The organism is Nocardia terrae (assembly GCF_009760405.1).
Taxonomy (GTDB): domain Bacteria; phylum Actinomycetota; class Actinomycetes; order Mycobacteriales; family Mycobacteriaceae; genus Nocardia; species Nocardia terrae.
In genome coordinates this window covers 229,232-253,584 of the sequence record NZ_WRPP01000001.1, presented here as the reverse complement: position 1 = coordinate 253,584, position 24,353 = coordinate 229,232, and the positions used below count along the sequence as shown (strand labels likewise).

General features: G+C 68.2%; 26 protein-coding genes and 1 pseudogene. 16 read left to right on the top strand and 11 right to left on the bottom strand.

Annotation, left to right across the window (positions count from 1 at the left end):
• The first annotated feature begins 39 nt into the window (after positions 1–39).
• Positions 40–366 carry a hypothetical protein gene (locus GPX89_RS01060; RefSeq protein WP_157354620.1) on the top strand — a complete coding sequence of 109 codons (327 nt, stop codon included), beginning with the start codon at positions 40–42 and terminating at the stop codon, positions 364–366.
• Positions 323–925, top strand: a pseudogene (locus GPX89_RS44200) (cysteine hydrolase); the annotation flags it as partial. The gene GPX89_RS01060 and the pseudogene GPX89_RS44200, both read left to right, overlap by 44 nt.
• Here GPX89_RS44200 and GPX89_RS01050 read toward each other — a convergent pair.
• Entirely contained in the window at positions 874–2,274 is a 1,401-nt protein-coding gene (locus GPX89_RS01050) for a cytochrome P450 (protein ID WP_328601397.1), read from the bottom strand. The pseudogene GPX89_RS44200 and the gene GPX89_RS01050 sit on opposite strands and share 52 nt — an antisense overlap.
• 106 nt (positions 2,275–2,380) lie before the next feature.
• Here GPX89_RS01050 and GPX89_RS01045 point away from each other — a divergent pair, with 106 nt between their 5' ends.
• On the top strand, positions 2,381–3,007 hold the full coding sequence (locus GPX89_RS01045; protein ID WP_235946619.1) for a TetR/AcrR family transcriptional regulator: 627 nt from the start codon (positions 2,381–2,383) through the stop codon (positions 3,005–3,007).
• Positions 3,008–3,121: 114 nt separating this feature from the next.
• Entirely contained in the window at positions 3,122–4,585 is a 1,464-nt protein-coding gene (locus GPX89_RS01040) for an AIM24 family protein (protein ID WP_328601396.1), read from the top strand.
• On the opposite strand, the gene GPX89_RS01035 is transcribed toward GPX89_RS01040, so the two are convergent.
• A complete protein-coding gene (locus tag GPX89_RS01035) occupies positions 4,582–5,325 on the bottom strand; it encodes a class I SAM-dependent methyltransferase (protein WP_157354618.1) in 744 nt (247 codons plus the stop codon). The two genes, GPX89_RS01040 and GPX89_RS01035, sit on opposite strands and share 4 nt — an antisense overlap.
• A 176-nt stretch (positions 5,326–5,501) precedes the next feature.
• On the opposite strand from GPX89_RS01035, the gene GPX89_RS01030 reads away from it, so the two are divergent.
• On the top strand, positions 5,502–6,233 hold the full coding sequence (locus tag GPX89_RS01030) for a DUF1460 domain-containing protein (protein ID WP_198347320.1): 732 nt from the start codon (positions 5,502–5,504) through the stop codon (positions 6,231–6,233).
• 10 nt (positions 6,234–6,243) lie between these two features.
• On the opposite strand, the gene GPX89_RS01025 is transcribed toward GPX89_RS01030, so the two are convergent.
• The 5 genes from GPX89_RS01025 to GPX89_RS01005 form a co-directional block, all read right to left on the bottom strand.
• Complete coding sequence (locus tag GPX89_RS01025) at positions 6,244–7,629, bottom strand: FAD-binding oxidoreductase (protein WP_328601395.1); 1,386 nt, start codon at positions 7,627–7,629, stop codon at positions 6,244–6,246.
• A gap of 65 nt (positions 7,630–7,694) precedes the next feature.
• Positions 7,695–8,486 (bottom strand): DeoR/GlpR family DNA-binding transcription regulator, encoded by a 792-nt coding sequence (locus GPX89_RS01020; RefSeq protein WP_157354616.1) that lies wholly within the window; start codon positions 8,484–8,486, stop codon positions 7,695–7,697.
• A complete protein-coding gene (locus GPX89_RS01015; protein WP_157354615.1) occupies positions 8,483–9,310 on the bottom strand; it encodes a carbohydrate ABC transporter permease in 828 nt (275 codons plus the stop codon). The genes GPX89_RS01020 and GPX89_RS01015 overlap by 4 nt, the downstream gene beginning before the upstream one ends.
• On the bottom strand, positions 9,307–10,143 hold the full coding sequence (locus tag GPX89_RS01010; RefSeq protein ID WP_328601394.1) for a carbohydrate ABC transporter permease: 837 nt from the start codon (positions 10,141–10,143) through the stop codon (positions 9,307–9,309). The genes GPX89_RS01015 and GPX89_RS01010 overlap by 4 nt, the downstream gene beginning before the upstream one ends.
• 59 nt (positions 10,144–10,202) lie before the next feature.
• On the bottom strand, positions 10,203–11,447 hold the full coding sequence (locus tag GPX89_RS01005; protein ID WP_328601393.1) for an extracellular solute-binding protein: 1,245 nt from the start codon (positions 11,445–11,447) through the stop codon (positions 10,203–10,205).
• A gap of 154 nt (positions 11,448–11,601) precedes the next feature.
• On the opposite strand from GPX89_RS01005, the gene GPX89_RS01000 reads away from it, so the two are divergent.
• The 8 genes from GPX89_RS01000 to GPX89_RS00965 all read left to right on the top strand — a co-directional run bounded on the left by GPX89_RS01000 (position 11,602) and on the right by GPX89_RS00965 (position 19,629).
• Positions 11,602–12,519 (top strand): SIS domain-containing protein, encoded by a 918-nt coding sequence (locus GPX89_RS01000; protein WP_328601392.1) that lies wholly within the window; start codon positions 11,602–11,604, stop codon positions 12,517–12,519.
• Positions 12,520–12,529: 10 nt separating this feature from the next.
• Positions 12,530–13,471 (top strand): ROK family protein, encoded by a 942-nt coding sequence (locus GPX89_RS00995; protein WP_328601391.1) that lies wholly within the window; start codon positions 12,530–12,532, stop codon positions 13,469–13,471.
• Positions 13,468–14,625, top strand: coding sequence for an N-acetylglucosamine-6-phosphate deacetylase (locus tag GPX89_RS00990; protein ID WP_328601390.1), 1,158 nt, complete (start codon positions 13,468–13,470; stop codon positions 14,623–14,625). The genes GPX89_RS00995 and GPX89_RS00990 overlap by 4 nt, the downstream gene beginning before the upstream one ends.
• Entirely contained in the window at positions 14,622–15,569 is a 948-nt protein-coding gene (locus GPX89_RS00985; RefSeq protein WP_328601389.1) for a hexose kinase, read from the top strand. The genes GPX89_RS00990 and GPX89_RS00985 overlap by 4 nt, the downstream gene beginning before the upstream one ends.
• On the top strand, positions 15,566–16,393 hold the full coding sequence (locus GPX89_RS00980) for a class II fructose-bisphosphate aldolase (RefSeq protein WP_157354614.1): 828 nt from the start codon (positions 15,566–15,568) through the stop codon (positions 16,391–16,393). The genes GPX89_RS00985 and GPX89_RS00980 overlap by 4 nt, the downstream gene beginning before the upstream one ends.
• A gap of 66 nt (positions 16,394–16,459) precedes the next feature.
• Positions 16,460–17,917 carry an HNH endonuclease signature motif containing protein gene (locus GPX89_RS00975; RefSeq protein WP_157354612.1) on the top strand — a complete coding sequence of 486 codons (1,458 nt, stop codon included), beginning with the start codon at positions 16,460–16,462 and terminating at the stop codon, positions 17,915–17,917.
• A gap of 388 nt (positions 17,918–18,305) precedes the next feature.
• The gene (locus GPX89_RS00970) at positions 18,306–18,986 is read left to right on the top strand and encodes an SDR family oxidoreductase (RefSeq protein ID WP_157354609.1); all 681 of its coding nucleotides are present in this window, start codon (positions 18,306–18,308) and stop codon (positions 18,984–18,986) included.
• A gap of 28 nt (positions 18,987–19,014) precedes the next feature.
• The gene (locus GPX89_RS00965; protein ID WP_157354607.1) at positions 19,015–19,629 is read left to right on the top strand and encodes an NAD(P)H-binding protein; all 615 of its coding nucleotides are present in this window, start codon (positions 19,015–19,017) and stop codon (positions 19,627–19,629) included.
• 3 nt (positions 19,630–19,632) lie between these two features.
• Here the strand turns inward: GPX89_RS00965 and GPX89_RS00960 are convergent, their stop codons facing one another.
• The 3 genes from GPX89_RS00960 to GPX89_RS00950 are packed head-to-tail and all read right to left on the bottom strand — an operon-like array spanning position 19,633 to position 22,547.
• Entirely contained in the window at positions 19,633–20,823 is a 1,191-nt protein-coding gene (locus GPX89_RS00960; protein WP_328601388.1) for a cytochrome P450 family protein, read from the bottom strand.
• A gap of 20 nt (positions 20,824–20,843) precedes the next feature.
• Complete coding sequence (locus GPX89_RS00955; protein WP_157354605.1) at positions 20,844–21,575, bottom strand: DJ-1/PfpI family protein; 732 nt, start codon at positions 21,573–21,575, stop codon at positions 20,844–20,846.
• 15 nt (positions 21,576–21,590) lie between these two features.
• Entirely contained in the window at positions 21,591–22,547 is a 957-nt protein-coding gene (locus GPX89_RS00950; RefSeq protein WP_157354603.1) for a GlxA family transcriptional regulator, read from the bottom strand.
• 114 nt (positions 22,548–22,661) lie between these two features.
• On the opposite strand from GPX89_RS00950, the gene GPX89_RS00945 reads away from it, so the two are divergent.
• The 3 genes from GPX89_RS00945 to rplL are packed head-to-tail and all read left to right on the top strand — an operon-like array spanning position 22,662 to position 23,867.
• Complete coding sequence (locus tag GPX89_RS00945; RefSeq protein ID WP_198347213.1) at positions 22,662–23,045, top strand: acyl-CoA thioesterase; 384 nt, start codon at positions 22,662–22,664, stop codon at positions 23,043–23,045.
• Positions 23,046–23,053: 8 nt separating this feature from the next.
• Positions 23,054–23,443, top strand: a complete 390-nt coding sequence (locus GPX89_RS00940) for an acyl-CoA thioesterase (protein ID WP_157354601.1) — start codon at positions 23,054–23,056, stop codon at positions 23,441–23,443.
• Positions 23,444–23,483: 40 nt separating this feature from the next.
• Positions 23,484–23,867 (top strand): 50S ribosomal protein L7/L12, encoded by a 384-nt coding sequence (gene rplL, locus GPX89_RS00935; RefSeq protein ID WP_157354599.1) that lies wholly within the window; start codon positions 23,484–23,486, stop codon positions 23,865–23,867.
• A 9-nt stretch (positions 23,868–23,876) separates the two neighbouring features.
• Here the strand turns inward: rplL and GPX89_RS00930 are convergent, their stop codons facing one another.
• Positions 23,877–24,269 (bottom strand): ketopantoate reductase family protein, encoded by a 393-nt coding sequence (locus GPX89_RS00930; protein ID WP_328601640.1) that lies wholly within the window; start codon positions 24,267–24,269, stop codon positions 23,877–23,879.
• Between the last annotated feature and the right edge of the window lie 84 nt (positions 24,270–24,353).

Sequence of the window (24,353 nt, the reverse complement as noted above, 5' to 3'; positions counted from 1 at the left end):
TCTTGTAACACTGTAATCATCCGGCTTTCATGAATTCCCATGAAGGTCATTACATTCGACAGTTTCAAGCCCGGCGTCACGCTGGAGACCATCACCCCGTTCCTGCCCGAAGAGGTCGCCAATGTGTGGCGGCTGTGGAAGGCGGGAATCGTGCGGGAGAACTATGCGCGAGCCGATGAACCGGGGGTGGTCATCGTGTTCGAGGTCGACAGCGTCGAGGAGGCCAAGAGGTATGTGAACGATTTTCCGCTGACCAAGAAGGGGTTTCTGGAGTGGACCTATGTGCCCGTGACCGCGCCGCTGCCGATCGAGGCGCTGATGGATGCCTCGGTGGATGTCGCGGAACCCTACGACCGCACCGCGTGAGGCCGACATGCGACAAGCCTACGGACTGACCATTCCCCAGACCGTCGAGGACGCTTGCCGCCCCGACCGCATGGCGCTGCTGATCTACGACATGCAGGTCGGCATCGTCGGGCAGCTGGCGGACGGCGAGCACATCGTGAAGCGGTGCCTGGAGCTGCGGGATGCGGCGCGAGTGAACGGATTCCGCGTCTTCTACACCCGGCACATGTCGATTCCGCCCGCCGCCGCGGGGATCTCGCAACTGCGGACGGCCATGGAGTGGCAGCGTGTCGACGATCCGGCCGAGGTCCGGGCCTCGTTTCCGCAAGGTTCACCGCAGTACCAACTCGTGCCCGAGCTCTCCCCCGGTCCGGACGAGGTCGTCTTCGACAAGATCACCATGTCGGCGTTCGCGGGCACGCCACTCGATATCGCCCTGCGCGACCTGGGAATCGGCTCCTTCGCCGTGGCCGGAATCGCCATGGAGGTCGGCATCGAGCCCACCGTCCGGCACGGCATCGATCTGGGCTACCTGCCCGTCATGGTGAGCGACGCGTGCGGTGCGGGCCATGCCGAGGCGGCCGAACGGTCCCATGCCGCACTGGCTTTCGCGGGTGGCTCGCGCACCATCGACACCGCCGACCTGGCCGCGCTCATGAACCGGCGGTAGCCCGGCCGGATCTCGCGGTATGACAACGGGATCGAGGCGGGCCCGCGGAGCGTGACGTGCTCCCGATAGGGCGGTTGCGCGCAGTCGAGCCGGGGTGCGATCACCCGCCGGGCGAACCGGGTCAGGGCGATGTCCGCCTCGAGCCGGGCCAGCGGCGCGCCCAGGCAGAAGTGCAGGCCGAGCCCGAAAGCCAGGTGCCGGGACTCCCGGGTCGGGTCGAAGCGGGACGGGTCGGGGAAGACCGCCGGGTCGTGATTGGCGGCGGCGATGAGCATGACGACGAAATCACCGGGCGCGATATCGATTCCGGGCAACGGGATCGGTGTGCTCGCCACGCGCGGGACCAGTTGCACCGGCGGATCGTAGCGCAGGGTCTCCTCGACCACGGGTCCCGCGAACTCCGGCGCGGTGTGCAGCGTGTCCAGGTGTGCGGGATGCCGCAGCAGCGCCAGCACCGCGTTGGAGATCAGGTTGACCGTGGTCTCGTGGCCCGCGGTGAGCAGCAGCCCGCAGGTGGCGATGACCTCCTCGTGGCTGAGGGCGTCCCCGGACTCCTCGGCGGCGAGCAGCGCCGTGAGCAGATCCGCACCGGGTCGCGCCCGCCGTACGCGGATCAATTGTTCGAAGTAGTCGTGCAATTCGTTGTTGGCGCGCACCAGCTCGCCCGGATCCGGCCGTCGCTCGGTGGCGGCCCCGGAGACCGGGTCCAGGGTGCGGGCCAGCATGGTGGACCACTCCCGCAGGCGCGGTTCGTCCTCGAGCGGCACGCCGAGCAGTTCGCAGATCACCGTGATCGGCAGCGGATAGGCCAGATCCGCGACGATGTCGAGCCGTCCGCGCTCGGCGGCGCGGTCCAGGGCGGCCTCGGCGATGGCGGTGATGCGCGGCGCCATTCCGCGAACCACCGCCGGGGTGAACGCCTTGGCGACCAGCCGCCGCAGCCGGGTGTGGTCGGGCGCGTCACGGAACAGGAAGGAGGTGACGCCCGCGAGCTCGCGGGCGCGCTCACCGGCGAGGTCGTAGGTGGGCGTAGGCCCCAGCGGAATCGCGGCGTGGCGGCGATCCACCACCGCGCCCGGATGCCGCAGCACCGTCGCGCAGTCCCGGTGCGAGGTCAGCACGACCACTGGGCCGCCATTGAGGCGCACCGGTCCGTGCGCGAGCATGCGGTCGTAGATCGGATAGGGGTCGGCACGGTTCGCGGGATCCAGCAGTCCGGCGAAAAAGCCGGTCGGGCCTGGCGATTCGGTGGTCGTCACAACAGCCTCCAAAAAGCTACAGTCACTGTAGCTACAGTGACTGTAGTATTTGCTCGACGATGTCCCCTGTCAAGACCGGGGCCGGATCAGAGAGGTGGCCGCCGCCATGGCCGAACGACGCGCGTATGCCCCGCGCATGGATCCCGAACAGCGGCGCGAACAGCTTCTCGACGCGGTGTTGCGGGTCATCGTCGAGCAGGGCGTGCACAAGGTGTCCATCGATGCGGTCGCGCGCGAGGCGGGGGTCAGCCGTCCGGTCATCTACGGATTGTTCGCCGACTCCGATGCCCTGCTGCGCGCCAGCCTCGACCGCGAGGAGACCGCGGCACTGGCACAATTGGCGGCCGCGGTACCGATCGCGTCGACCGGCGATCCGGTACGGGCGATCACCGACAGCCTCGAGGGCTTCCTCACCGCGATACGCACCACCCCCGACCGCTGGCGCGCCGCGTTCATGCTGGTCGACGCGAGCACACCGACGTTCCGGCGGCGACTCGAACGCGGCCGACGATCGTTCATCGGGGCCCTGGAAGTGTTCGTGCGGGAAATCGTCCCGCCGAATTCCGAGGAACCGGTGGATGTCGAACTTACCGCCCGGACCATGTACGCACTGTTCTGGGAAGCGGGGCGACTGGTGCTGGCCGAGCCCGAAAACTATCCGCCCCAGCGCATCCGGGCGTTCGCTACCACCCTGATTCCTTCCCTGCTCGCCTTCCGGCATCCGTCCGACTGAGGCACGCGAGTTTGGGTGAAGACCCCGATGGCCGCAGTCGCCGATTTTCGACACACTGGAACCCGTGAATCGTCTCTCGCGCGAACAGGTCTGCCCCGACCATCAGGGGCCGCGGTGACCACCCTCGCCCGCGGGGAGAATCGGCCCGCGCCCGCCGACCGCATGACTGTCACCGTCACCTGCTCGGCCGCCGTCGACGTATCAGCACTGCTGCTGGGCACGAACGGACGGGTGCGCTCCGACGGCGATTTCGTGTTCTTCAACCAACCGGTCGCGCCGGGCGTGGTCTACCGGCACGGGCGCGGGGCCGGGGACATGGTCGAGGTACAGACCTCCGCGCTGCCCGCCGACGTGGATCGGGTCGCCATCACCGCGAGCCTGGACGGCAGCGGACCCGCCACGTTCGCCGGAGTTGGATCGCTGACAGCCACCATCGGATCCGCCGCGGGCACACTGACTTTCCCGATGGACCGGCTCAGCACCGAGGCGGCCGTGGTGTGCGTCGAGATCTACCGGCGCGGTGACGGATGGAAGGTGCGGGCCGTCGGGCAGGGCTACGACGACGGGCTGGCGGGGCTGGCGGCGACCTTCGGGGTGAACATCGACGACGAGCCCGCGCCCGCTCCGCCTCAGCCTGTCACTCCCCCGCAGCCCGCCACGTCGGCACCGCAGCCGCCCCAAGCGTTCCCGTCGTCCAGAACCGCGACGACCGAGGTATTCACCCCGGGTCGGCACCTCCCGCCGAGCCCGCCCTCCACCTCGCCGCGGACCGTCGTGCCGCCGCTTCATCCGCCCGCGCCGACGATGCCGAATATCGCAGCCCCACAAGGAGTTCCGCCCGTGCAGAGTGAGCTGTTCCATCCGAATCACGCCGAGGTCAACGGTCCCGGCATTCAGAAGCAGGGCAGCAAGATGATTCGCGTCCAGGTCAACGGGGAGACCTTGGCGCGGGCCGGATCGATGGTGGCGTATCAGGGCGATCTGCATTTCAAGGCGCTCGGCTCCGGGGGTATCGGCCGGGCCATCCAGCAGCGGCTCACCGGTGAGGGCGTGCCGCTCATGCAGGTGTCGGGGCACGGGGATCTGTTCCTGGCCAATGCCGCGGCCGATGTGCACACCGTGGACCTGGACGGCACCGACGGGCTGACCATCAACGGCGCGAATGTGCTGGCCTTCGATTCGTCGCTGTCCTACAACATCCAAAGGGTGCAGGGCGCGGCCGGTTACGCGAGCAATGCGGGGTTCTTCAACTGCGTGTTCACCGGTCGCGGGCGCATCGCGATCACCACGCACGGGTCGCCGGTGGTCCTCAATGTGGACCAGCCGACCTACGCCGATCCGCAGGCGGCGGTGGCGTGGTCGTCGAGCCTGCGGACCGGGATCAAGCGCAACGACTCGTTCGGGTTCAGCCGGCTCATCGGCCGCAGTACCGGAGAGGGCCTGACGCTGTCGTTCTCGGGGCAGGGTTTCGTCATCGTGCAGCCCTCCGAGCTGCCGCCGGGCGGCTTCATCGGCGGTACCGGCGGCGGCCAGGAGGCCGGGCAGTCCGGGGGCCTGCTGGGCGGGATCCTCGGCTAGCGCTTGACGGCGGTCACGAATTGCACCGCGCCGGAGGACTTCCGGCCGGTGATCTCACAGCCCGCGGCGGCGAGCAGATCGGGCACCACGTGATAGGCCAGGCTGCGCGCGCCGCCGATCCCGTACACGCGACGGAACAGCGGGAAGTCGACGATTTCCGGATGGGCGAGGGCGGTCACCGCGATCCGCCCGCCGGGCTTGGCGACCCGGGCGATCTCGGCGAGCGCGCCCTCGGCGTCGGGGAAGAAGTGCAGGGCGAAGAAGCAGGCCACGGCGTCGAAGGTCTTGTCGGCGAAGGGCAGTCGGCCCGCGTCGCCGCGCACGAATCCGACCGAGCCGGTCGCGTTGGTGCGGGCCGCCTCGGCCAGCATGGAGGGCGAGGCGTCGAGGCCGATGGCCAGCCCGGACTCCCCCGCCGCCTGGCCGAAGGCCCGGGTGAACAGGCCCGGCCCGCAGCCGACGTCGAGCACCAGAGCGCCTTCGGAGATCGCGAGCGAATCGACCGCCCGCTGCTTCTCCTTGCGCAGGCCGACCGCATTGCTTCCCATGGCCAGCCGGAAGAAGTTCCGCCAGATGGGCTCGTAGATCCGGGACACCAGCGGCACCCGCATGGCGGCCTGGCCGATCCCCTTGATGGGCGGCGTGTCCGTCCCGAGCACATCCAGATAGCCGTCGACGACGGTAGATTCGAGGTCGAGCAACTCCGCGATGCGCTTCAGCGGTGCCTGTGTCGCGATCATGCCGCGGAGCTTACGCAGGGATTCACACCAGGGGAAGGATTGTCTGGGACAGAAATTCGGTGTTAGGTTCGATCTGCACGTCTCGTTCTGATGGAGGGGTTTTGCGCACAGTCACCCGGGTTCTACTGCTGCTGGTCACGCTCGTTTTCGGCGTGGCACTCCTGCCCTCCCAGGCCATGGCCACCCCCGCGGACCCGGACATCGACGCCTCCACGTCCCAGCAGTTGGACGAGCTGCTCGCCGTCCGCAATTCCGTGACCGGGCCGCGCACCGACGCCATCGCCCAGCTGTCCGCCCGCTTTCTGGGCACCCCGTACCAGGCGAACATGCTCATCGGCTCCGCCACCCGCGCCGAGCAACTCGTCGTCGACTTCCGCGGCGTCGACTGCTTCACCTACCTCGACTACGTGGAGGCATTGAGCCGCTCCACCGATCGCGCCCAGTTCGTCCAGAACCTCATCGCCACCCGCTACGTCGACGGCCGCGTCGAATTCCCGAGCCGCAAGCACTTCTTCACCGATTGGGCCCAGCGCAACCGCGTCGCCGCCACCGACATCACCGGCACGCTCACCCCCGCCGCGGTCCCGGTCCTCAAGCACCTCAATGCCAAGGCCGACGGCGGCACCTACCTGCCCGGCCTGCCGGTCGTGGATCGCACCGTCACCTACCTGCCCAGCGCCTCCGTGGACAACGCGGTCATCGCCCAGCTGCACACCGGCGACTACCTCGGCGCGTACACCGACGAGGCCGGTCTCGACGTGTCGCACGTGGGCATCTTCATCAGCACCCCGAACGGCCCGATGTTCCGCAACGCGTCCTCGCTGTCGGCCAACAACCAGGTCGTCGACACTCCCCTCACCCAGTACCTGAACACGGTCCCGGGCCTGGTCGTCCTGCGGCCGAACTAGTTCCGGGTGGTCAGAGCCGAAACGGTCCGAGGGTTCCCGCCGGGTCGTAGCGGTGCTGCAGGGCTCGGAGCCGGGTGAGGTTGCCGCCGTAGGCCGCTCGTGTTTCGGTCGCGGTCTCGGGCAGGCCCGGGCGCAGTTCGACGTTGTAGACCCCGGTCGTGTGCGGGGCGAGGGTGCGCAGGGTGTCGCGCGCCCACTCCGGGCCGACTCCGGTGTTCGTGGCGTCGTCCCAGATCGCATTGAGCGGGACACTCCACTCGGCGGTCCGGCCCCAGAACGCGGTGGCCTCGTCGGCGACGTCGCCGAGCGCCCCACCGGTGTGCTGGAAGTCGATGCGGCAGGCCCTTGTCGGCGCGGCGCGCATCCGGTCCGCGAGAGCCTCGGCGAGCGCGGCGTCGAGGGTGGGGCCCGTGAAAACCGCTTTGCCGAAGAACGAATCGCGCGCTCCGGCACCGCTCGCGCCGGGTACGGCGAACTCGGGCAACCCGTCCGGATAGCGGCCGAGCGCCTCCGATCGGTAGAGCGGTGCGGTCCCACCGCTCACCGCGACCGCGGTGGCCGCCGCCCGGGCCCGGCCGATCGCGCGATCGTCGCGGCTCGCGCACACCGTGTACACGAACAGGACCGGCTCCCCTGGCGCGAGGTCGCTGTAGCCGAGCACCGCGCTCATGCTGGTGTGGCGCGGAAGTTCCGGAGCGATCCGGAAATACGCGGCGAGCGCGGCCGGACGCAATACCGCCCGGTCCACCCGGACCGGGCAGACGGCGTGAGTACGGAACACCGCGGAGGTCACCACTCCGACGAACGGTGCGCCACCGCGTACCGCCCACCAGAGCTCGGCGTCCTCACCGCGGCTGCCGTCCGATAGGCGTACGACGTCCCCGGTCGCGACCACCAGCTCGACCTCGACGAGGTGATCCAGGGTGAGTCCGAGAGACCTTGTCAGATAGCCGATCCCACCCCTGGTGGCCATCCCCATCCCGGCCAGCCCGGTAACACCCACCGGCACTGTACGATTCACCGGCGCGAGCGCCCGCGCGAGACCGCCCATGGTCGCCCCGCCACCCGCGATCACCCGCTCGCCGTCCACGCGGACCGTATTCAAGTGCCGCGAAAGATCCAGCAGCACAGCATTATCCGCGACACAACCGGAGCTCAGACCGCCCCCGCGCACCGTAACCCGCACCCTTGCCGCCGCCGCGATCCGCAGAACGGTCGCGACGTCCTCGACAGTGCGCGGCGCGACAACACACACGGGCCGTCGACGAGCGGCCTCGGTGAGGAAAACCGTGGCCAGCGCTCCCTGATACCCCACTGTCCCAGGGAAATTCACCTTCGAACCGAGCGCCGACCGCAGTCGCTCGAGCACCTCGCCGGACGAACCGATACCACTCACGGGCGTCAAGCTATCGCCGCGCCGAATCCAGCGGCAATCGTGTGAAGGTACGAGCTTGCCCGCCGTCAGACCAGATGGACTTCGACGCCCGCGTCACGGATGGCGGTGAGCGCGGTCGCGTCCGCGTGGCGGTCGATGACCAAGGTGCTGATGGATTCGATCGGGCAGATGCGGGCCAGGGCGGTGCGGGTGAGTTTGTCGGCGGTGGCCACGGCGATGACGCGGCGGGCGCGGCGGACCATTTCGGCATTGATGCCCGCTTCGTCGAGGTGGCGGCATTGGGCGCCGCCTTCGGCGGAGATGGCGCCGACGCCGAGAATCAGGGTGTCCAGGCGTAATTCGGCGAGGGCGAGGGCGGCCAGCGGGCCGTGGAGTTCGTAGGATTCGCGGCGGGCCATGCCGCCCAGGCAGATGGTGCGCAGGTGGGGGCGCAGTACCAGTTCGGCGGCGATATTGAGGGCGTTGGTGACGATGGTGAGTTCGTGGTCGGCGGAGGTCGGCAGGTCGGCTCGGCCGGCGATGGCGCGGGCCACCGCGGTGGTCGTGGTGCCGCCGTTGAGGGCCACCACCTCGGCCGGATCGACCAGTGCCGCCGCGTGTTCGGCGATGCGCTGCTTGGCGTCGTCGCGGCTGCCCCGGTAGCGGGCGGGCAGATCGTAGGCGACCGCGCCCGCGACGATGCCGCCGTGGGTGCGGGTGGCGAGTTGCTGATCGGCGAGCGCGGTGAAGTCACGGCGGATGGTGGCCGCGGAGACGCCGAGTCGCTCGGAGGCGTCCTCGACGGTGAGCCGGCCCGCGTCGGCGAGCAGTTCCAGCAGGCGATTCCAGCGCTGGGGCCGATCGGCCGGAGCGGTCATTTGACGCTGCCGGCGGTGAGGCCGGCGACCAAGCGCTTCTCGATGAGCGCGAACAGGATGACTACGGGCACGATGCCGACGGTAGAGATGGCGAAGACATATTGCCAAGCCACGTCGTACTGGCCGACGAACTTGGTCAGCGCCACCGATAGCGGCTGATTCTCCGGCGTGGTGAGAATGACCAGGCTGGCGGCGAATTCGTTCCAGCAGGACACGAAGGCGAACACGGTCGCGGTGACGATGCCGGGCCACACCAGCGGCAGGCTCACCCGGGTCAGGATCTGCCAGCGGTTGAGCCCGTCCAGCTGCGCGGCCTCCTCCACCTCGACGGGCACCCCGGCGAAGAAGCTGTGCAGGATCCACACCGCGAACGACAGATTGAACGCGCCGTTGACCAGGATCATAGCCAGCCAGGTGTCATTGATGCCGAGCGTGAAGAACTCCCGCAGCAGGCCGGTGACCAGCACGGTCGGCTGCAGCATCTGGGTGACCAGCACCAGGCCCAGGAACAGCGCCTTGCCCGGAAACCGGCGTCGCGCGGTGTAATACGCGGCGGGGATGGCGACGACCAGCACCAGCAGGGTCCCGAAGACCGAGATCACCACGGTGCTCACCAGATTGAACGGCAGCGGTGTCTCCGGGGTGTGCCACATGGTGGAGTAGTTGTCGGGATGCCACTGCCAGGGCAGATAGGTCGGTGGAATCTTCAGGATCTCCGAGCGCGGTTTGAGCGAGCCCAGCACCATCACGAGATAGGGCAGCAGGAACAGTGCCGCCAGGACGGCGCCGACCGCGCTCAGTCCCCAACGCCGCCGCGAGGTCATCGCGCCTCCTCACCGGCGGGCCGGATCAGCTTCACGTAGATGGCGATGATCACCAGGATCAGCGCGAAGTTCAGCACGCTCATGGCGGCCGCGGTCGCGACCTGCTGATTCTGCCGAATCAGCTTGAAGGTCAGGGTTGTTGTGGTGTCGGCGGAGAAGCCCGCGATGCTGCCGGTCAGCACCTGCAGGATGGGCAGCGAGTTGAACGAGTTGATGATGTTGATGACCGTCGCCACCGCCATGGCCGGGCGCAGTTGCGGCAGTGTCAGATACAGGTACCGCTGCCAGGGGCTCGCGCCGTCCACCCGGCCCGCCTCGTCCATGTCCGCGGGAATCGATTGCAGCCCGGCGAGAATCGTGTAGGTCGTGAAGGGGATCGACACGAACACCGCCACCCCGATGGCCACCAGGAACGCCGGTCCCGGCTGCTTGGTGAACCCGAATCCCCGGTCCAGCACCCCGATGTCGACCAGGAACCGGTTGGCGAGCCCCACATTCGGGTCCAGCATGTACTCGAAGATGGTGGTCGTCATGACCACCGACGCCGCCCACGGCACCAGGATGGCCAGCCGCACCGCGGTCCGCCCCGGAAAATCCTTGTTGAGGAATTGCGCCAGCCCCGCCGAGAGCACGAGGGTGATCACCACGACCGCCACCACCCACACCAGGGTGTGCATCAGGACCGAGGGCAGCTCGTCGATGGCGAAAAGCCTTCGGAAGTTAGCGAATCCGGCCGGTCCCCGATCCTGCCCGTAGGCGCTCAGGTCCCGGGTCGAGGTCCAGAACATGTAGGCGGCGGGGAAGGCCACCACCGCCGCGATGAGGATGAGCACAGGGCCGATCCACGGCAACGCGCGCAACGTGGCCGTGGATCGATGGGAGGCGACGCCCCTCAACTCGCCGCCTGCTGAATCTTCTGCAGCACCGTCGCGGGATCACTGCCCTGTGCGATCGTGCCCATCTGCTGCCGGATGGCGCCCTGTGCGGCACCCCATTTCGGGTTGTTGCTCGGGTAGAACTTGGCCACCGGCAGGGTCGAGGCGAACGCCTTGGTCACCGGATCGTCGGCCAGCGCGGTGGCTCCGGAATTGGTGACGGCGATGAAGTGCTCGCTGCTCACGAACTTCGAATAGACGGCGGCGGAGTAGAAGTAGGTGAGGAACTTCTTGATGGCCGGCGCCTTCTTGCCGTCCTTCTTGAACGCCATCAGGTGATCGGCCACGCCCAGGGTCACCGCGTCCCCGGTCTTGGTCGGCGTCGGCGCGGTCGCGTACTTCAGGCTCGGATTCTTGTCGGCGATCTGGCTGATGGTGGGCGGCAGGCCCTCGATCATGCCGATCTTGCCCTGGATGAAGGCGTTGATCACGTCGAGTCGGTTGGTCGCGCCGGGATTCTGCTCGGTGACACCGGCATCCGCGATGGCCTTCATGGCCCGCACGCCCTCGAGGTTCTGCGGGGTGTCGACGGTGACCTTGTCGCCGTCGGACCACTGACCGCCCGCGCCGAAGGTCCAGATGGAGGTTTCGCCCTGTGCTTCCTCACTGCCCAGCGGCAGCCCGTAGCCGGAGACGCCGCCGCCGAGCGCCTGGATCTTCTTGGCGTCGTCGGTGAGCTCGGCCCAGGTCTTGGGCGGTGCGGCGATCCCGGCCTTGGCGAACAGGTCGGTGTTGTAGAACAGCGTGCGGGTGGACGCGAAAAGCGGTAGCGCCCACTGGGTTCCGTTGATCGAGGCGTTCTTCGCGAAGCCGGGCTGGATGTCGCTGATCACCGAGGCGTCCACGACATCGGTGGCCGGGTACAGCTGGCCATCGGTGGCGAAGGTGGAGTAGGCGTCGATGTTGAGGATGTCGGGCGTGGCGCTCTTGGTCTGCAGGTCGGTGCGGACCACGTCATTGATCGAATCCCAGGACTCCATCGAGAGTTTGACCTTGACATCCGGGTTGGCCTTCTCGAAGTCGGCGATGATGCCTTCCCATCTGCCCTTGGTGCCGTCGCTGTAGGTCGGCGCCAGGAAGGTGAGCGTGTTGGGGTCGTTGTCGTCCGACTTGCTACCGCCGAAGCCGCAGGCGGACACCGTCAGAACCAGGCCGGTGGTCAGCGCAATCCAAGAAAATGCGCCGCGCAGTGGACGTTTCACGACAAGGGCCTCTCAATCTGCACACCCCGCGACACGAATCGCGGATGATGTAGCGAACGATTCGTATTGTCCGAATCTAACCCGGATCGTGCTCGAATGTGATCGTTTGAAACAGGAAATTGACATCAACGATCACGGGCCTGATCCTGGGTACGTGCTGCCCGATGCGAATCGAATCTCCGCCTCCGCAACCCATCTGGCCGCCGAGGTCGCCACCCAGCCCGACGACTGGACCCGCGCCGCCACCACCGCCGCCGCCCACCGCGACCTGCTGCCCGCGCCCGGCGAGCGGGTGGCCGTGTTCGGCTGCGGCACCTCGCTGTTCATGGCCCGGGCCTACGCGGCCCTGCGGGAGGCCGCCGGAGCGGGCCTCACCGACGCATGGCCCGCGAGCGCGCTGCCCGCGGGGCGCGAGTACGACAGGTACCTGGCGATCTGCCGCTCCGGCACCACCACCGAGGTCCTCGACGCCATCTCCGCACTGCCCGAAGGGATTCCGCGCACCGTCATCAGCTCCAGTCCCGGGACGCCGGTGCTGTCGATGGCCGCGCCGATCCTCATCAACGAGGTCGACGAGCAGTCGGTGGTCCAAACCCGGTTCGCCACAACGACGCTGGCGATCCTGCGCTGGCACCTCGGGGAGGATCTCACCCCGGTCATCGCCCAGGCCCGCGCCGTGCTGGCCGAGACCGCCCACGAGGCGGTGGCGAATGTCCGTCACGCCGAGCAGATCAGTTTCGTGGGAATGGGTTTCGCCGCCGCGCTGGCCGAGGAGGCCGCCCTGAAGCTGCGTGAGTCCTGCCGCTCCTGGACCGATTCCAACCTGGCCACCGAATACCGCCACGGCCCCATCAGCCTGGCCGGCCCCGGTCGCGCGGTGTGGGCGTTCGGACCGCCGGTGCCGGGCCTGGCCGCGGAGATACACGCCACCGGAGCGCATTTCGAGCATCGCTCCTTCGACCCCATGGCCGAGCTGGTGCGGGTGCACCGACTTTGCCTGCTGCGCGCCGCTGACCTGGGATTGGATCCGGATCGCCCACGCAACCTCGGCCGATCGGTCATATTGAGCTGATGGGTGTGGCGTGTTAGCTGATGTGACAACGGATCTGGTGCTGGCAGTCGACGTCGGGGGCGGCACCACCAAGGGTGAGATCACCGATGCCGACGGGAACGTCCTGTGCGCGGACACCGTCGAGACGCCGTACGGCGAGGCCGCCTTCGAGGCGATCGAAACGCTGGGCCTGCGGCTATTGGACGAGCTGACGCCGGATCTGCGTGACCGGGTGGCCCGAGCGGCCGTCATCCTGCCGGGCCTCGTCGATCCCGACCGCGCCATCGCCCTCTTCGCCGCCAATCTGGGGTGGCGGAATGTGAAGGTGGGCAGCCGGTTCACCGACCGGTGGGGCCTGCCGGTGCTGATCGATCACGACGTGACCGTCGCGGGCTGGGCCGAATGGCGCTACGGAGCCGGGCGCGGGCACGACGACGTGTGCGTGCTGATCATCGGGACGGGTATCAGCGGCACCCTGTCGGTGGGCGGGCGGCTGGTGCGCGCCTCCGCCGGGCAGAGCGGGGTCGCGCAGGCCGGGGAGTACGGCCACATTCCCGTTCGCTACCGCGACGGTCTGCCCTGCCCGTGCGGCAATGTCGGCTGTGTCGAGACGGTCGCCTCCGGTCCTGCCATCGCCCGCGCCTACGCCGCCCGGACCGGGCGTGAAATATCGGGTGCGGATGTGGTTTTCGCCGCCCTCGACACCGATCCCGAAGCGCATGCGGTCGTGGACGATGCCGTCGACGCTTTGGCCGCGGGCCTGTTGGGCGTCGTTCACGCGAGCTGTCCGGAGCTGATCGTGCTGGGCGGCGGACTGGCCCGCGCGGGCACGGTGCTCACCTCGGCACTGCAGGCCCGCCTGACCACCCTGCTGCGGGTCGCGCCGGTGCCGCGGATAGCGCTGGGCGAGTTCGGGATTCGAGCCGGTTTGATCGGTGCGGCGCAGCTGGCCAGGACGGGGTCGCTGCGGTGAACGGCAAGCGCGGGCTGGAGCTGCGCGGCCGGGTGGTGACGCGTGCCGGGGTGCTGGACGACGCGGTGGTCACCGTGCAGGGCGAGCGGGTCGCCGCGGTGCGCCCGGCCACCGAATGGGCCACCACCCACAGGGAACTGCCGCCCGAGTACGCGGGAACGGTGCTGCCCGGTCTGGTGGACATTCACACGCACGGCGGTTTCGGGCATCGATTCGACACGGTGGATCCGGCGGAGGCCCGCGCGGCCGCGGCCTTTCACCATCGGAACGGTTCGACCAGCGTGCTCGCGAGCCTCGTGACCGCCGCCCCGGATGTCATGGTGGCCCAGGCGGCTGCCCTGCGGCCGCTGGTCTCCGACGGCCTGATCGCCGGAATCCACATCGAGGGTCCGTTCCTGTCCAGGACCCGCTGCGGGGCACACGATCTCGCCCACCTCACCGATCCCGATCCGGCCCTGATCGAGCGGCTGCTGCGCGCCGCCGACGGCCGCCTGCGGGTCATGACCCTGGCCCCGGAACGCCCCGGTTTCGACGCCGCCGCCAAACAGCTCGCCGACAGTGGCGTGGTTGTCGCGGTCGGTCACAGTGACGCGAGCTTCACCCGCTTCCGCTCGGCCCTGAGCCCCGAGGGCTGCGCCACCCTGGTCACCCATCTGGCGAACGGCATGCCGCCCCTGCACCACCGCGCACCCGGACCGGTGGCCGCGGGCCTGGTCGCGGCCGCGCAACGGCACGCGTTCGTCGAGCTCATCGGCGACGGCGTGCACGTCGATTCCGGGTTCGGCGCCTTGGTTTTCGCCGCCGCGCCCGGCCGGGTCGTGCTGGTCACCGACGCCATGCAGGCCGCGGGCATGCCCGACGGGGAGTACCGGCTGGGCCCGAAGTCGGTGACGGTGACCGACGGTGTGGCGCGGGTGCCCGGCGGTTCGCTCGCGGGCGGCACCTCGACGCTGCTGCAGGGCCTGCGCTGGGCCGTCCGCGAATGCGGCGCGCCGCTGGCCGAGGCGGTCGCCGCCGTCACCACGACGCCCGCCGACGCGGCCGGGCTCGACGAAGTCGGTGATCTGCGCCCCGGCATGTACGCCGACGCGGTGGTCCTCGACGAAGAACTGAATCTGCGACGCGTGCTGAGACGAGGACGGTGGCTGGCGTGATCCTCACCGTGACAATGAATCCCGCCTACGACATGACCTACCGGCTGGAGCGGCTCGAACGCGGACGAGCGCATCGGGTGCTGGCGGTCGAACAACGATTGGGCGGCAAGGGCATCAATGTCGCGCGCGTGCTGTCACAGCTCGGAACCTACGCCTGCGCGACCGGATTCGCCGACCACACCTTCGCCGCGGCCGCCGCCGCGGAGTTCCCCGCCGACTTCGTCCCCGCCCTGCCGTGGGTCCGGCGCACCGTGGTGATCAGCGAATCCCGTGACGGCACGGCGACCGGCCTGTGGGAGCCGGGCGCGTACATCCACGAATTGCACGCCGTCGACCGGCTGCGCGATCGCATCGAATTCCTGCTCCCGGAGCTGAAGGGCTTGGTGGTGTCGGGCTCGCTGCCCGGCGGCGTCGACGAGACCGTTCCGGCCGATCTGGCGCGCGCGGCCGTCGCGGCGGGCATCCCGACCGTCTGCGATGTCGACGGCCCGGCTTTGAAAGTGGCCGCGACCGTTCCCGGCATCGTCCTCATGCCCAACCAGGACGAGCTGGAACGCCTCACGGGTGTCGTCGCCGAACGGCCCGAAGCGGTGGTGTCCGCCGCCGGCGCGCTGGTGGACGCGGGCGTCCGCGCCGTCGTCGCGACGCTGGGGGCCGCGGGCATCGTGGCCGTCACCTCGGACGGAGCCTGGTCGGCCAGCCTGCCGGAACCGTTGGCGGGCAACCCGACCGGCGCGGGCGACGCCGCCTCCGCCGCGGTCATCCGCGCCCTGGCCACCGGCGACCCCGACTGGCCGACCCTGCTGACCGATGCCGTCGCGACCTCCGCCGCCGCCGTAGTCATTCCGGTCGCCGGAGAGATCGACATGACCCTCCGCGACCGCCTCACCCCGACAATCCGCGTCACCGCGCTGGACATGCCGACCCCGGAGCCCCGGCCATGACCCTGCTCCCGATCCCCGACCTGCTCGCCGCCACCGCTCCCGGAGGCTTGGGCGCCTTCAACGTCATCACGCTCGAACACGCCGAGGCCATCGCCGCGGCTGCGGAGTCGGTGAATCAGCCTGCAGTACTGCAAATTTCGGAGAACACCGCCCGCTATCACGGCGGACTGAAACCCCTCGCCCGCGCGTGCCTCCAACTCGCCGCCGACAGCCCAGCCGGCCTCGCGGTCCACCTCGACCACGCCACCACCCACGAATTGATCAGAGAGGCAGTCGAACTCGGCATCGATTCCGTCATGTACGACGCCTCCACCCTCGACTACGCAGCCAATGTCGAGTCCACCGCCGAGATCACCCGCTGGTGCCACGACCGCGGCGTCCACGTGGAGGCCGAGCTCGGCGCGATCGGCGGAAAGGGCGGCGCCCACACCCCCGGTGTCCGCACAGACCCGGACGAGGCCGCCGCCTTCGTCTCCGCCACCGGCGTCGACGCCCTCGCCGTCGCGGTCGGCTCATCCCACGCCATGCACAGCCGGGACGCCGTACTCGACAACGAACTCATCGCGCGGCTGGCAGCGAAACTTAGTGTCCCACTGGTACTTCACGGATCTTCGGGCGTCCCCGACAAGGGCCTGCAATCGGCCGTCCAGCATGGAATGGCGAAGATCAATATAGCCACGAGGCTGAATATCGCCCTTACCGAATCTATTCGATCGACCCTTGCCGGAAAGCGTGGACTTTCGGATCCACGAACATATCTCGGGGCTGGTCGGTTTGAAATGATTAACGAGGTCTCGCATTTCTTGAAGGTTATGTCAATTTAGCGAATTGCCTTGCAATACTGGACATTTCGGGTTCCCTACCAATCGTGGCGGGCGTAGAATTGGTATATGGGTTCGAAGGGGGTAACACTCGACAGCAGCGGTCTCACCGACCTGGTGACCGCCGTCCATCACCTGTGCGACACGATCGGACACGGGGACCTGGCACCGTTCTCCGACGGTGAGGTCGTGGAGTTCATGCAGCAGCTCGAAACCTGCAAACGTCAACTCGCCGCGTTGGATCCGAAACTGATCCTGGAAGCCTCCGAACGGTGCCTGCCCGAAACCAGCGGCGCAGGGAAACTGATTCCGTTCCTGCGTCAAACCCTCGGGTTGTCGGCGGCGGATGCGTCGGTGCGGGTCAAGCTCGCCCGCGAATGCGGAGAGTTCCGTGGGTTGAACGGGCAGTTGACCCCGGCCGCTCTGCCGGTGCTGGCCGAAGCTGCTGCGGCGGGGGAGGTTTCGCGGGATCATGCCCGCAACATCGTCAAGATCATGACCCATCTCCCGTCCGACCTGCCCGCCGAAGAACGCGCCCGCACCGAAGAACTGCTGGTCGAGAAGTCGTGCGAGGGTTTGCTTCCCGATGACCTGCCCAAGATCGGACGCGAGATCATGGCCCGCGTCGATCCTGATGGGACGGTGTTCAACACCGCCGACCGCCAGCGCAAGCGCGGCATCAAAGTCGGGCGTCCCGGCATCGACGGCATGACCTGGATCGAGGGCTACCTCACCCCGGAGCTGCGCGCCTTGCTGGATCCGTTCCTGGCCAAATACGCCCGCCCCGGCATGTGCAACCCCGAGGACGCCGAAAGCCCCAGCACCGCAAGCAATGCCGTCATCGACTCCACACTCCTGGACGCTGCCGCGCGCCGTGATCGCCGTGACGCGGCCCAGCGGACCCATGATGCGTTCATCGCGATGCTGCAACCCGGCGTCGATATGAGCAAGCTGGGTAAGCATCGCGGGATGGCGGTGCAGACGGTGTTCGTCATGAACCTCACCGATGTCGAACGCGGCACCGGCATGGCGACCACCGCTTCGGGGGTGCAGGTGCCGATCGACTCGGCGTTGAAGATGGCCACCGGCACTCGTCCGGTCCTCGCCGTCCTCGACGAGCACGGCGTCCCGGTCTACCTGGCTCGCGGCAAGCGCCTCGCCTCCGGTGGACAACGCCTCGGGCTGATCGCCCGCGACCGGGGCTGCACCCACCCCGGCTGTGACATGCCTGCGAGCATGTGCGCTGCCCACCACGTGATCGATTGGGCCAAGGGCGGACCCACCGACCTGAACAACCTCGCCCTGGTCTGCGATCACCACCACGCCATGGTCAACGACAGCGAAACCGGATGGAAGACCGTCATGCTCGGCAAAGACTCCCCACACGCCGGGCGGGTCGGGTGGATCGCCCCGAAATCGATCGACCCCACCCAAACTCCCCGAGTCAACGAGTCCCATCACGTTGGGGAGCGGGTCGCCTCCGATCTCGAGGCGCGGTCACGCGAGCAGGTTTCTCGCGCGGCGTGAACATGTGATTCAGACCCATGAGGCCAGGTAACCCGGGGAAAGACTTCCCGGGTGAATGAACCAGAACGGTTTTGCTCGACGCTCGGATGTACCGGAAGTGTGGTCGCCTCGCCTGCCCTGCCGGAGTTGGGCTGACGCCGAGTCGGGAGCCGTCAGCCTTCGATCCCAGCCCACGGACTGCACGGATCACGTTCACTGACAACTACACAGAGAATCTCTTCTCTTCACACCGGGAGGCCAACACGGTTCGAGCCTCGAGGAGGCTGGAACGTGAGCCGGGCCTCCCAACCCAGCCATCCCCTCTCCCTCCTCCAGGCATCTTTTATCTTTTGTTCTTTTATCTCTTGTCTCTTCTGGCCCTTGCTCTTCCACTGGCAAGATCAAAATCATGAGCCCCATAGCCCTGGTAACCGGCGGCAACCGCGGCATCGGCCAAGAAGTCTGCCGCCAACTAACCACCCAAGGCTTCACCGTCCTACTAACCGCCCGCAACGCCAAATCCGCCACCGACGCCGCCTCCAAAATCGGCGCCCTCCCACTACAACTAGACGTCACCGACCCATCCAGCATCACCACAGCCGCCCAAGAAATCGAACACCACCACGGCCACCTCGACGTCCTCATCAACAACGCCGCCATCACCTACGACACCTGGCAACGAGCCACCACCGCCGACCTACAAGCAGTCCGAGAAGCCGCCGAAACCAACCTCTACGGCCCTTGGCGCATGACCCAAGCCTTCCTCCCCTTGCTCCGCAAGAGCCAACACCCCCGCATAGTGAACGTCTCCAGCGAGGCAGCCTCCCTGACCGGAATGGGCGCAGGCACCCCCGCCTACAACACCACCAAGGTCGCCCTGAATGCCTTGACCCGCATGCTCGCCGCCGAACTCCGCCCCGGCCGCATCCTGGTGAACTCGATCTGCCCCGGCTGGGTAGCCACCGATATGGGTGGCCCCGGCGGCCGCCCGGTCAGCGAGGGCGCAGCCGGAATAGTCTGGGCCGCCACCCTTCCCGACGATGGCCCTACCGGCGGTTTCTTCCGAGACGGCCATCCCCTCCCCTGGTGACGAGTCCCCCCGCAATTGAGGAGTTTCCGTGAAGTACCTGGTCATCGGCGGCACCGGCCGCACCGGTGGGCGAGCCGTCGAACTACTCCGGGGCGACGGTCACGACGTGCTCATCGGCACCCGCCACCCACGTGACGAGCAGAGTATCGCCGTCGAGCTGGCGAACCCGCTCAACCCGCACCTGCTGGACGGAGTGGACGGCATCATCGTCTCGGTCGAGCCGCCCGTCGACGACACCGAGGCCGATGCGGTCATGAACACCGGAATCGCACGGCTCGCCGATCTTGCTGCGGCACAGAAGATTCCCGTCGTGCTGGTGTCGCAGATCTACATCACCCGCGCTGCGGAACACCCGGAGATGGCGGGGATCATCCGCGCCCGTGCTGCCGGCGAGCAGGCATTGCGGAACAGTGGCACACCGTACGCGGTCGTCCGGCCCGGCTGGCTGACGAACTCACCGGCCAGCGGCGTACATCTGGAGCAGGGCGATCGAGGCGACGGCCGGGTCAGCCGAGACACCGTGGCACAGGCCGCAGTAGCGGCCCTGCTGCACCCCGAATCCCACGGCAGGACATTCGAGCTTTACGACGGCACCGCATCGGTGGACTGGTCGACTGCCTTCGCCGGGCTGATCAGCGACTGACCCTCATCCGAGGCGGACGGGGAGTTTCTTCAGGCCGTGGATGACCGGGTTCGAGTACCAGCGCAGCCAGGAGTCGTCGACGGCCAGCTCGATGTTCGGAAAGCGGTGCAGCAGTGCGGTGAACGCGATTCGGCCCTCGAGGCGGGCCAGCGGTGCGCCGACGCAGTAGTGGATGCCGTAGCCGAATCCCAGGTGGGCGGCGCGGTCCGCGGTGGGGTCGAAGCCGTAGGCGTCGGTGAAGTGGAGGGGGTCGCGATTGCCTGCGGCCAGGGCCACCAGGACCAGTTCGCCCGCCGGAATGACGGTGTCGCCGAAGGTGATCGGCTCTCTGGTGAAGCGGAGGGTCGCCATGTTCACCGGGCCGTCGTAGCGCAGGAACTCCTCCACGGCCCCGGGGATCAGCGTCGGATCGGCGGCCAAGCGGTCGAGCCGGGGACGGTCGCGCAGCAGCGCAAGCGCGCCGTTGCCGATCAGATTGACCGTGGTTTCGTGCCCGGCGACCAGCAACAGCAGTGCCATTCCGATGAGTTCGCCCTCGTCGAGACGAGCGTCGGCATCGTTGACCAGCGCCGACAGCATGTCCTCGCCGGGCTCGGCACGCTTGCGCCGCAGCATCTTCCGCAGGAAGGCCACCATCTCGTCGTGTGCTTTCGCCCGATCGGCGTCCGGCTCCAAGGTGCCGACCAGCGCCTTGGTCCATTCGCGGAAGGTGCCGTGATCCTCGATGTCGACATCGAGCAGATGGCAGATCACCGTCACCGGCAGCGGCACGGCGAAAGCCCGCAGCAGGTCCACCTCGTCGTGCTCGGCCATGGCGTCCAGCAGGTCGTTCGCCGCCCGCTCGATGACCGGCCGCAGCGCCTCCACCCGCCGCGCCGTGAACGCCTGGGACACCGCCTTGCGCAATCGGGTGTGGGTCGGCGGATCGGCATTGAGCATGTGCCGCAGACCGTCGTGGGTGCGCGGCCCCTCCCAGTCCCCATCGTATTTACGCGCGATCGCCACCTCGAGCCCGTCGATGTCCTTGGACAGCCGCGGGTCCGCCAGCGCCGCCCGGCACTCCTCGTAGCCGAGGATCAGCCAGCGCGCCACGCCGTCACCGAAGTGCACCTGCCGCACCGGCCCCTCCTCGCGCCAATGCCGGTAGTACGCATGGGGATTGGCGAAGAATCGCTCGTCGAGCAGGTCGGCCACCCTTTCGACGGTACGGGAAATCAGCGCCGGGCGGCGGCGCGATCCCGAATGCGGTTGAGGGTCAGCCGCCACATGGTGGTGGCCATATCGACCGGGACGCGCGGGCTGGCGGCCCGTTTGGTCATGTCCAGGCGCGCCTTGCGCAGCAGCGCGGGCGACACCTTGTCGGGATGGCCGCAATCGAACGGCGGATGCGGGTCGTATTCGATGCCCAGCTGGGTCATCTCGGCGAACTCCCGGCCCGCGATCTCCCCGACCAGCCACAGCCCCAGGTCGATGCCCGCGGAGACACCGGCGGCGGTGACGATCTTGCCGCTGCGCACGATGCGGTCGTGCGGGCGCGACTCGGCGCCGAAGGCCGCCAGCGCGGGCTGGGCGGCCCAGTGCGTGGTGGCCGGATGCCCGCGCAGGATGTCGGCCGCGGCCAGGATCAGCGCGCCGCTGCAGACCGACGTCGTCCACTGCGTCTTCGGGTGCACGGCGCGCAGCCACTCGATGAGTTCCTTGTTGGCCATCGCCTCGGTGGTCGACGCCTCGGACCCGCCCACCAGCACCAGATCCGGCGCGGGCGTCTCGGCGAAGGTATGGGTCGCGCCCAGCGCCAGCACCCCGCTGTCGGACACGATCGGCCCGACCTCATTGGAAACGAACCGCAGTTCGCTGTCCGGCAGGACGCGCATCACCTCGTAGGGGCCGATGGCGTCGAGCACGGTCATGCCCGGGTAGAGGACGATAGCCATCTGAAATGTCATGGGACAGTCTCCCTTTCAGAACTTCGTGAACCGGGCGCGATACTCGCCCGGCGGTATTCCCAAGTGACGGTGAAAGATTCGATACAGCGTTTCCGGACTCCCCAGCCCGACGGCCGCCGCCACCCGATCCATCGGATGGTCGGTGGTCTCCAGCATCCGGCGCGCGGCGGCGATACGCACCTGTTCGACGTAGCGGGCGGGCGTGGTCCCGGTCTCCCCGGCGAAAACCCGCGAGAAGTGCCGGGTGCTCATGCCGACGTGCGTCGCCAGCGAAGGCAGCGACAGGTCGGCTTCCAGGTTCTCCTCCATCCAGACCTGCAGTGCCCGAAGCGAATCCCGTTTCGGCGGATTCGCCGCCAATGGAGCGCTGAACTGGCTCTGCCCGCCGGGGCGGTGCAGGTACACCACCATCCAGCGCGCCACCTCGCGCGCCAGATCCGGACCGTGATCGGCGGCCACGATGGCCAGCGCCAGATCGATCCCGGCCGTGACGCCCGCCGAGGTCCAGATCTGCCCGTCGCGCACATAGATCCGGTCGGGTTCGGTGGTAATGGCCGGGAACTGCTGGGCCAGGAACTCCCCGCCGGCCCAGTGCGTGGTGACCCGGCGGCCGTCGAGCAGTCCGGCGCGGGCCAGCAGGAAAGTGCCCGAGCAGACCGAGCCCACCCGCGACGCCGACAGCGCGATGCGCTCGACACCCGATACCAGGTTCTCGTCGGCGGCCGCGGTGAACACGCTCATCCCGCCGACCACCAGCAGCGTGTCCACCGGACCGTCCCAGGTGTCGAGCCCGTGCGCCGCGGTCACCTCGATGCCGCACGAGGACCGCACCGGCCCGGCCTGCGCGGCGGCCAGCTCGACCCGGTACCCCGGCCGCGCGCCGAGCGTCGCGGCCCCGGTGAAGACGTCGGCCGGTCCGGCCAGGTCCGTCAACTGGAAGCCGTCGAAGACGACGATCAACACCACCCGCATGCCTCAAGCCTGCGACTCGAACCCGATGGCGTCAACGACACGACTCTTGCAGATTCAGCCATCCCGGAGGTGGCCGGAGGTTTGCGCTGAGCGCGCGCTTGGTAGAAAGTCCGGGTGGCCCGACATCTCTTCCTCTGCCCCCTGCGCTGGTCCGATATGGACGCCGACGGGCATGTGCACAATGCGGCGCACCTGCGCTACCTGGAGGAATCCCGGATCGACCTGTTCTGGTCGCGAGGGTTCGGCGGTTCGAACGTGGTCGCGCAAATGGACATCGACTATCTGAGCCCGCTGCGCTATCGAGCCGAGCCGGTCCGCATCGAGACCTGGGTGACCCGGGTCGGCACCTCGTCGTTCGCGCTGCAGCAGGAGATCCGCGACGCGGACGTGGTCTACTCCACGGCCGTGTGCACCATGGTCGCCTTCGACCCGGACACCCAGCAGTCGCGCCCGCTGCCCGAGGACCAGCGTCTGCTGTTGCAAGAACTGAAGGATTGAGCAGCCTGATGCACACCTACGAACTCCAGTTGCGCCGCACCGACATCGACGCGCAGCATCATCTGAACAATGTGGTCTTCGCACAGTTCCTGGACGAGGCCCGCGCGGATCTGCTGGACCGCCACGAATCCTCCGGCGCCCCTTGGCGGGTGGTGGTCGCCGGGCAGCGGCTGAGCTATCGGATGCCGTTGCTGTTCCGTACCGCCCCCGTGACGGTGACCTCCGTGGTGGACCGCATCGGCACCAGTTCCTTCACGCTCACCCACGAAGTGCGTGATCATGAAAACCTCTACCTCTCCGCGACTTCCACGCTGGTGGCCATCGCCGAGGGCGCGCCACGCCCGCTCACGGATAGCGAACGGATATATCTGCTGACCTTGGCCGCCCCGCGCGCTTAGACTGTTTGTATCGCCTGGTCAGCGTTGCAAGGGGTACATCATGGCCAAGATGACCATTGTCGAGTTGCTCGACGTGTTCAAAGATATGACGCTGCTGGAGCTTTCGGAGTTCCTCAAGGCGTTCGAGGAAGAGTTCGGCGTCACCGCCGCGCAGCCGGTGGCGGTCCAAGCCGTGGCGGATGCCGCCCCGGTCGAGGCCGCCGACGAGCAGAGCGAGTTCGATCTGGTGCTGGAATCCTTCGGAGACAAGAAGATTCAGGTCATCAAGGCCATGCGGGAGATCATCCCCGGCCTCGGTCTCAAGGAGGCCAAGGACCTGGTCGAGGCGGCTCCGAAGGCGGTGCTGGAGAAGGTCGACAAGGACGCCGCGGAGGCGGCCCGGATCAAACTCGAGGCCGCCGGAGCCAGAGCCGCGCTGCGCTGAGCCGCGCCGTCAAACCTGCCGGGCGAGCACCTCGCCCGGCAGCTGAGAGGCGTAGATCGTCTCGTGGACAGGCGTCGGGACCCCGGCTGCCCGCCCGAACCGCACCACCGCGCCGTTCTGGTATTCCAGTTCGGAGGGCCGCCCGGCCGCGAGGTCGCGCTGCATGGATGACGTTGTGTCAGCGCTGAATCCGCGATACACCGCCATCATCCGCTCGACGTCCGCCTCGCCCAGCGCGATGTCGCGTGCCCGCGCCACCGCCGCCACCTCCCGCATGGCCGTGCGCACCAGCTCCGCCGTCGCGGGTTCGGCGCGCGTCATCCCGACCGGCTGTCGCGCGAGCGCTGCCCGGCGCGCGCCAACATGGCGGCGAAGTAGAGTCCTATCCCGCCGGCCCCGAATACGGTGACATTCATCGAAAGTCCCCCTTGCCCATCGGCTTCCGCATTCTGGAAGCGATCATCCGACCAACGAAATCCGACGTCG

Excerpts from the sequence above, each read along its gene's own strand:
- GPX89_RS01060 (WP_157354620.1), top strand. The coding sequence starts at position 40 with ATGAAGGTCATTACATTCGACAGTTTCAAGCCCGGCGTCACGCTGGAG.
- rplL (WP_157354599.1), top strand. The coding sequence starts at position 23,484 with ATGGCCAAGATGACCATTGTCGAGTTGCTCGACGTGTTCAAAGATATG.
- GPX89_RS01030 (WP_198347320.1), top strand. The coding sequence starts at position 5,502 with ATGGCCACCCCCGCGGACCCGGACATCGACGCCTCCACGTCCCAGCAG.
- GPX89_RS01035 (WP_157354618.1), bottom strand. The coding sequence starts at position 5,325 with ATGATCGCGACACAGGCACCGCTGAAGCGCATCGCGGAGTTGCTCGAC.
- GPX89_RS00980 (WP_157354614.1), top strand. The coding sequence starts at position 15,566 with ATGACCCTGCTCCCGATCCCCGACCTGCTCGCCGCCACCGCTCCCGGA.
- GPX89_RS00955 (WP_157354605.1), bottom strand. The coding sequence starts at position 21,575 with ATGACATTTCAGATGGCTATCGTCCTCTACCCGGGCATGACCGTGCTC.
- GPX89_RS01045 (WP_235946619.1), top strand. The coding sequence starts at position 2,381 with ATGGCCGAACGACGCGCGTATGCCCCGCGCATGGATCCCGAACAGCGG.
- GPX89_RS01020 (WP_157354616.1), bottom strand. The coding sequence starts at position 8,486 with ATGACCGCTCCGGCCGATCGGCCCCAGCGCTGGAATCGCCTGCTGGAA.
- GPX89_RS00970 (WP_157354609.1), top strand. The coding sequence starts at position 18,306 with ATGAGCCCCATAGCCCTGGTAACCGGCGGCAACCGCGGCATCGGCCAA.
- GPX89_RS00940 (WP_157354601.1), top strand. The coding sequence starts at position 23,054 with ATGCACACCTACGAACTCCAGTTGCGCCGCACCGACATCGACGCGCAG.
- GPX89_RS01015 (WP_157354615.1), bottom strand. The coding sequence starts at position 9,310 with ATGACCTCGCGGCGGCGTTGGGGACTGAGCGCGGTCGGCGCCGTCCTG.
- GPX89_RS00950 (WP_157354603.1), bottom strand. The coding sequence starts at position 22,547 with ATGCGGGTGGTGTTGATCGTCGTCTTCGACGGCTTCCAGTTGACGGAC.
- GPX89_RS00975 (WP_157354612.1), top strand. The coding sequence starts at position 16,460 with ATGGGTTCGAAGGGGGTAACACTCGACAGCAGCGGTCTCACCGACCTG.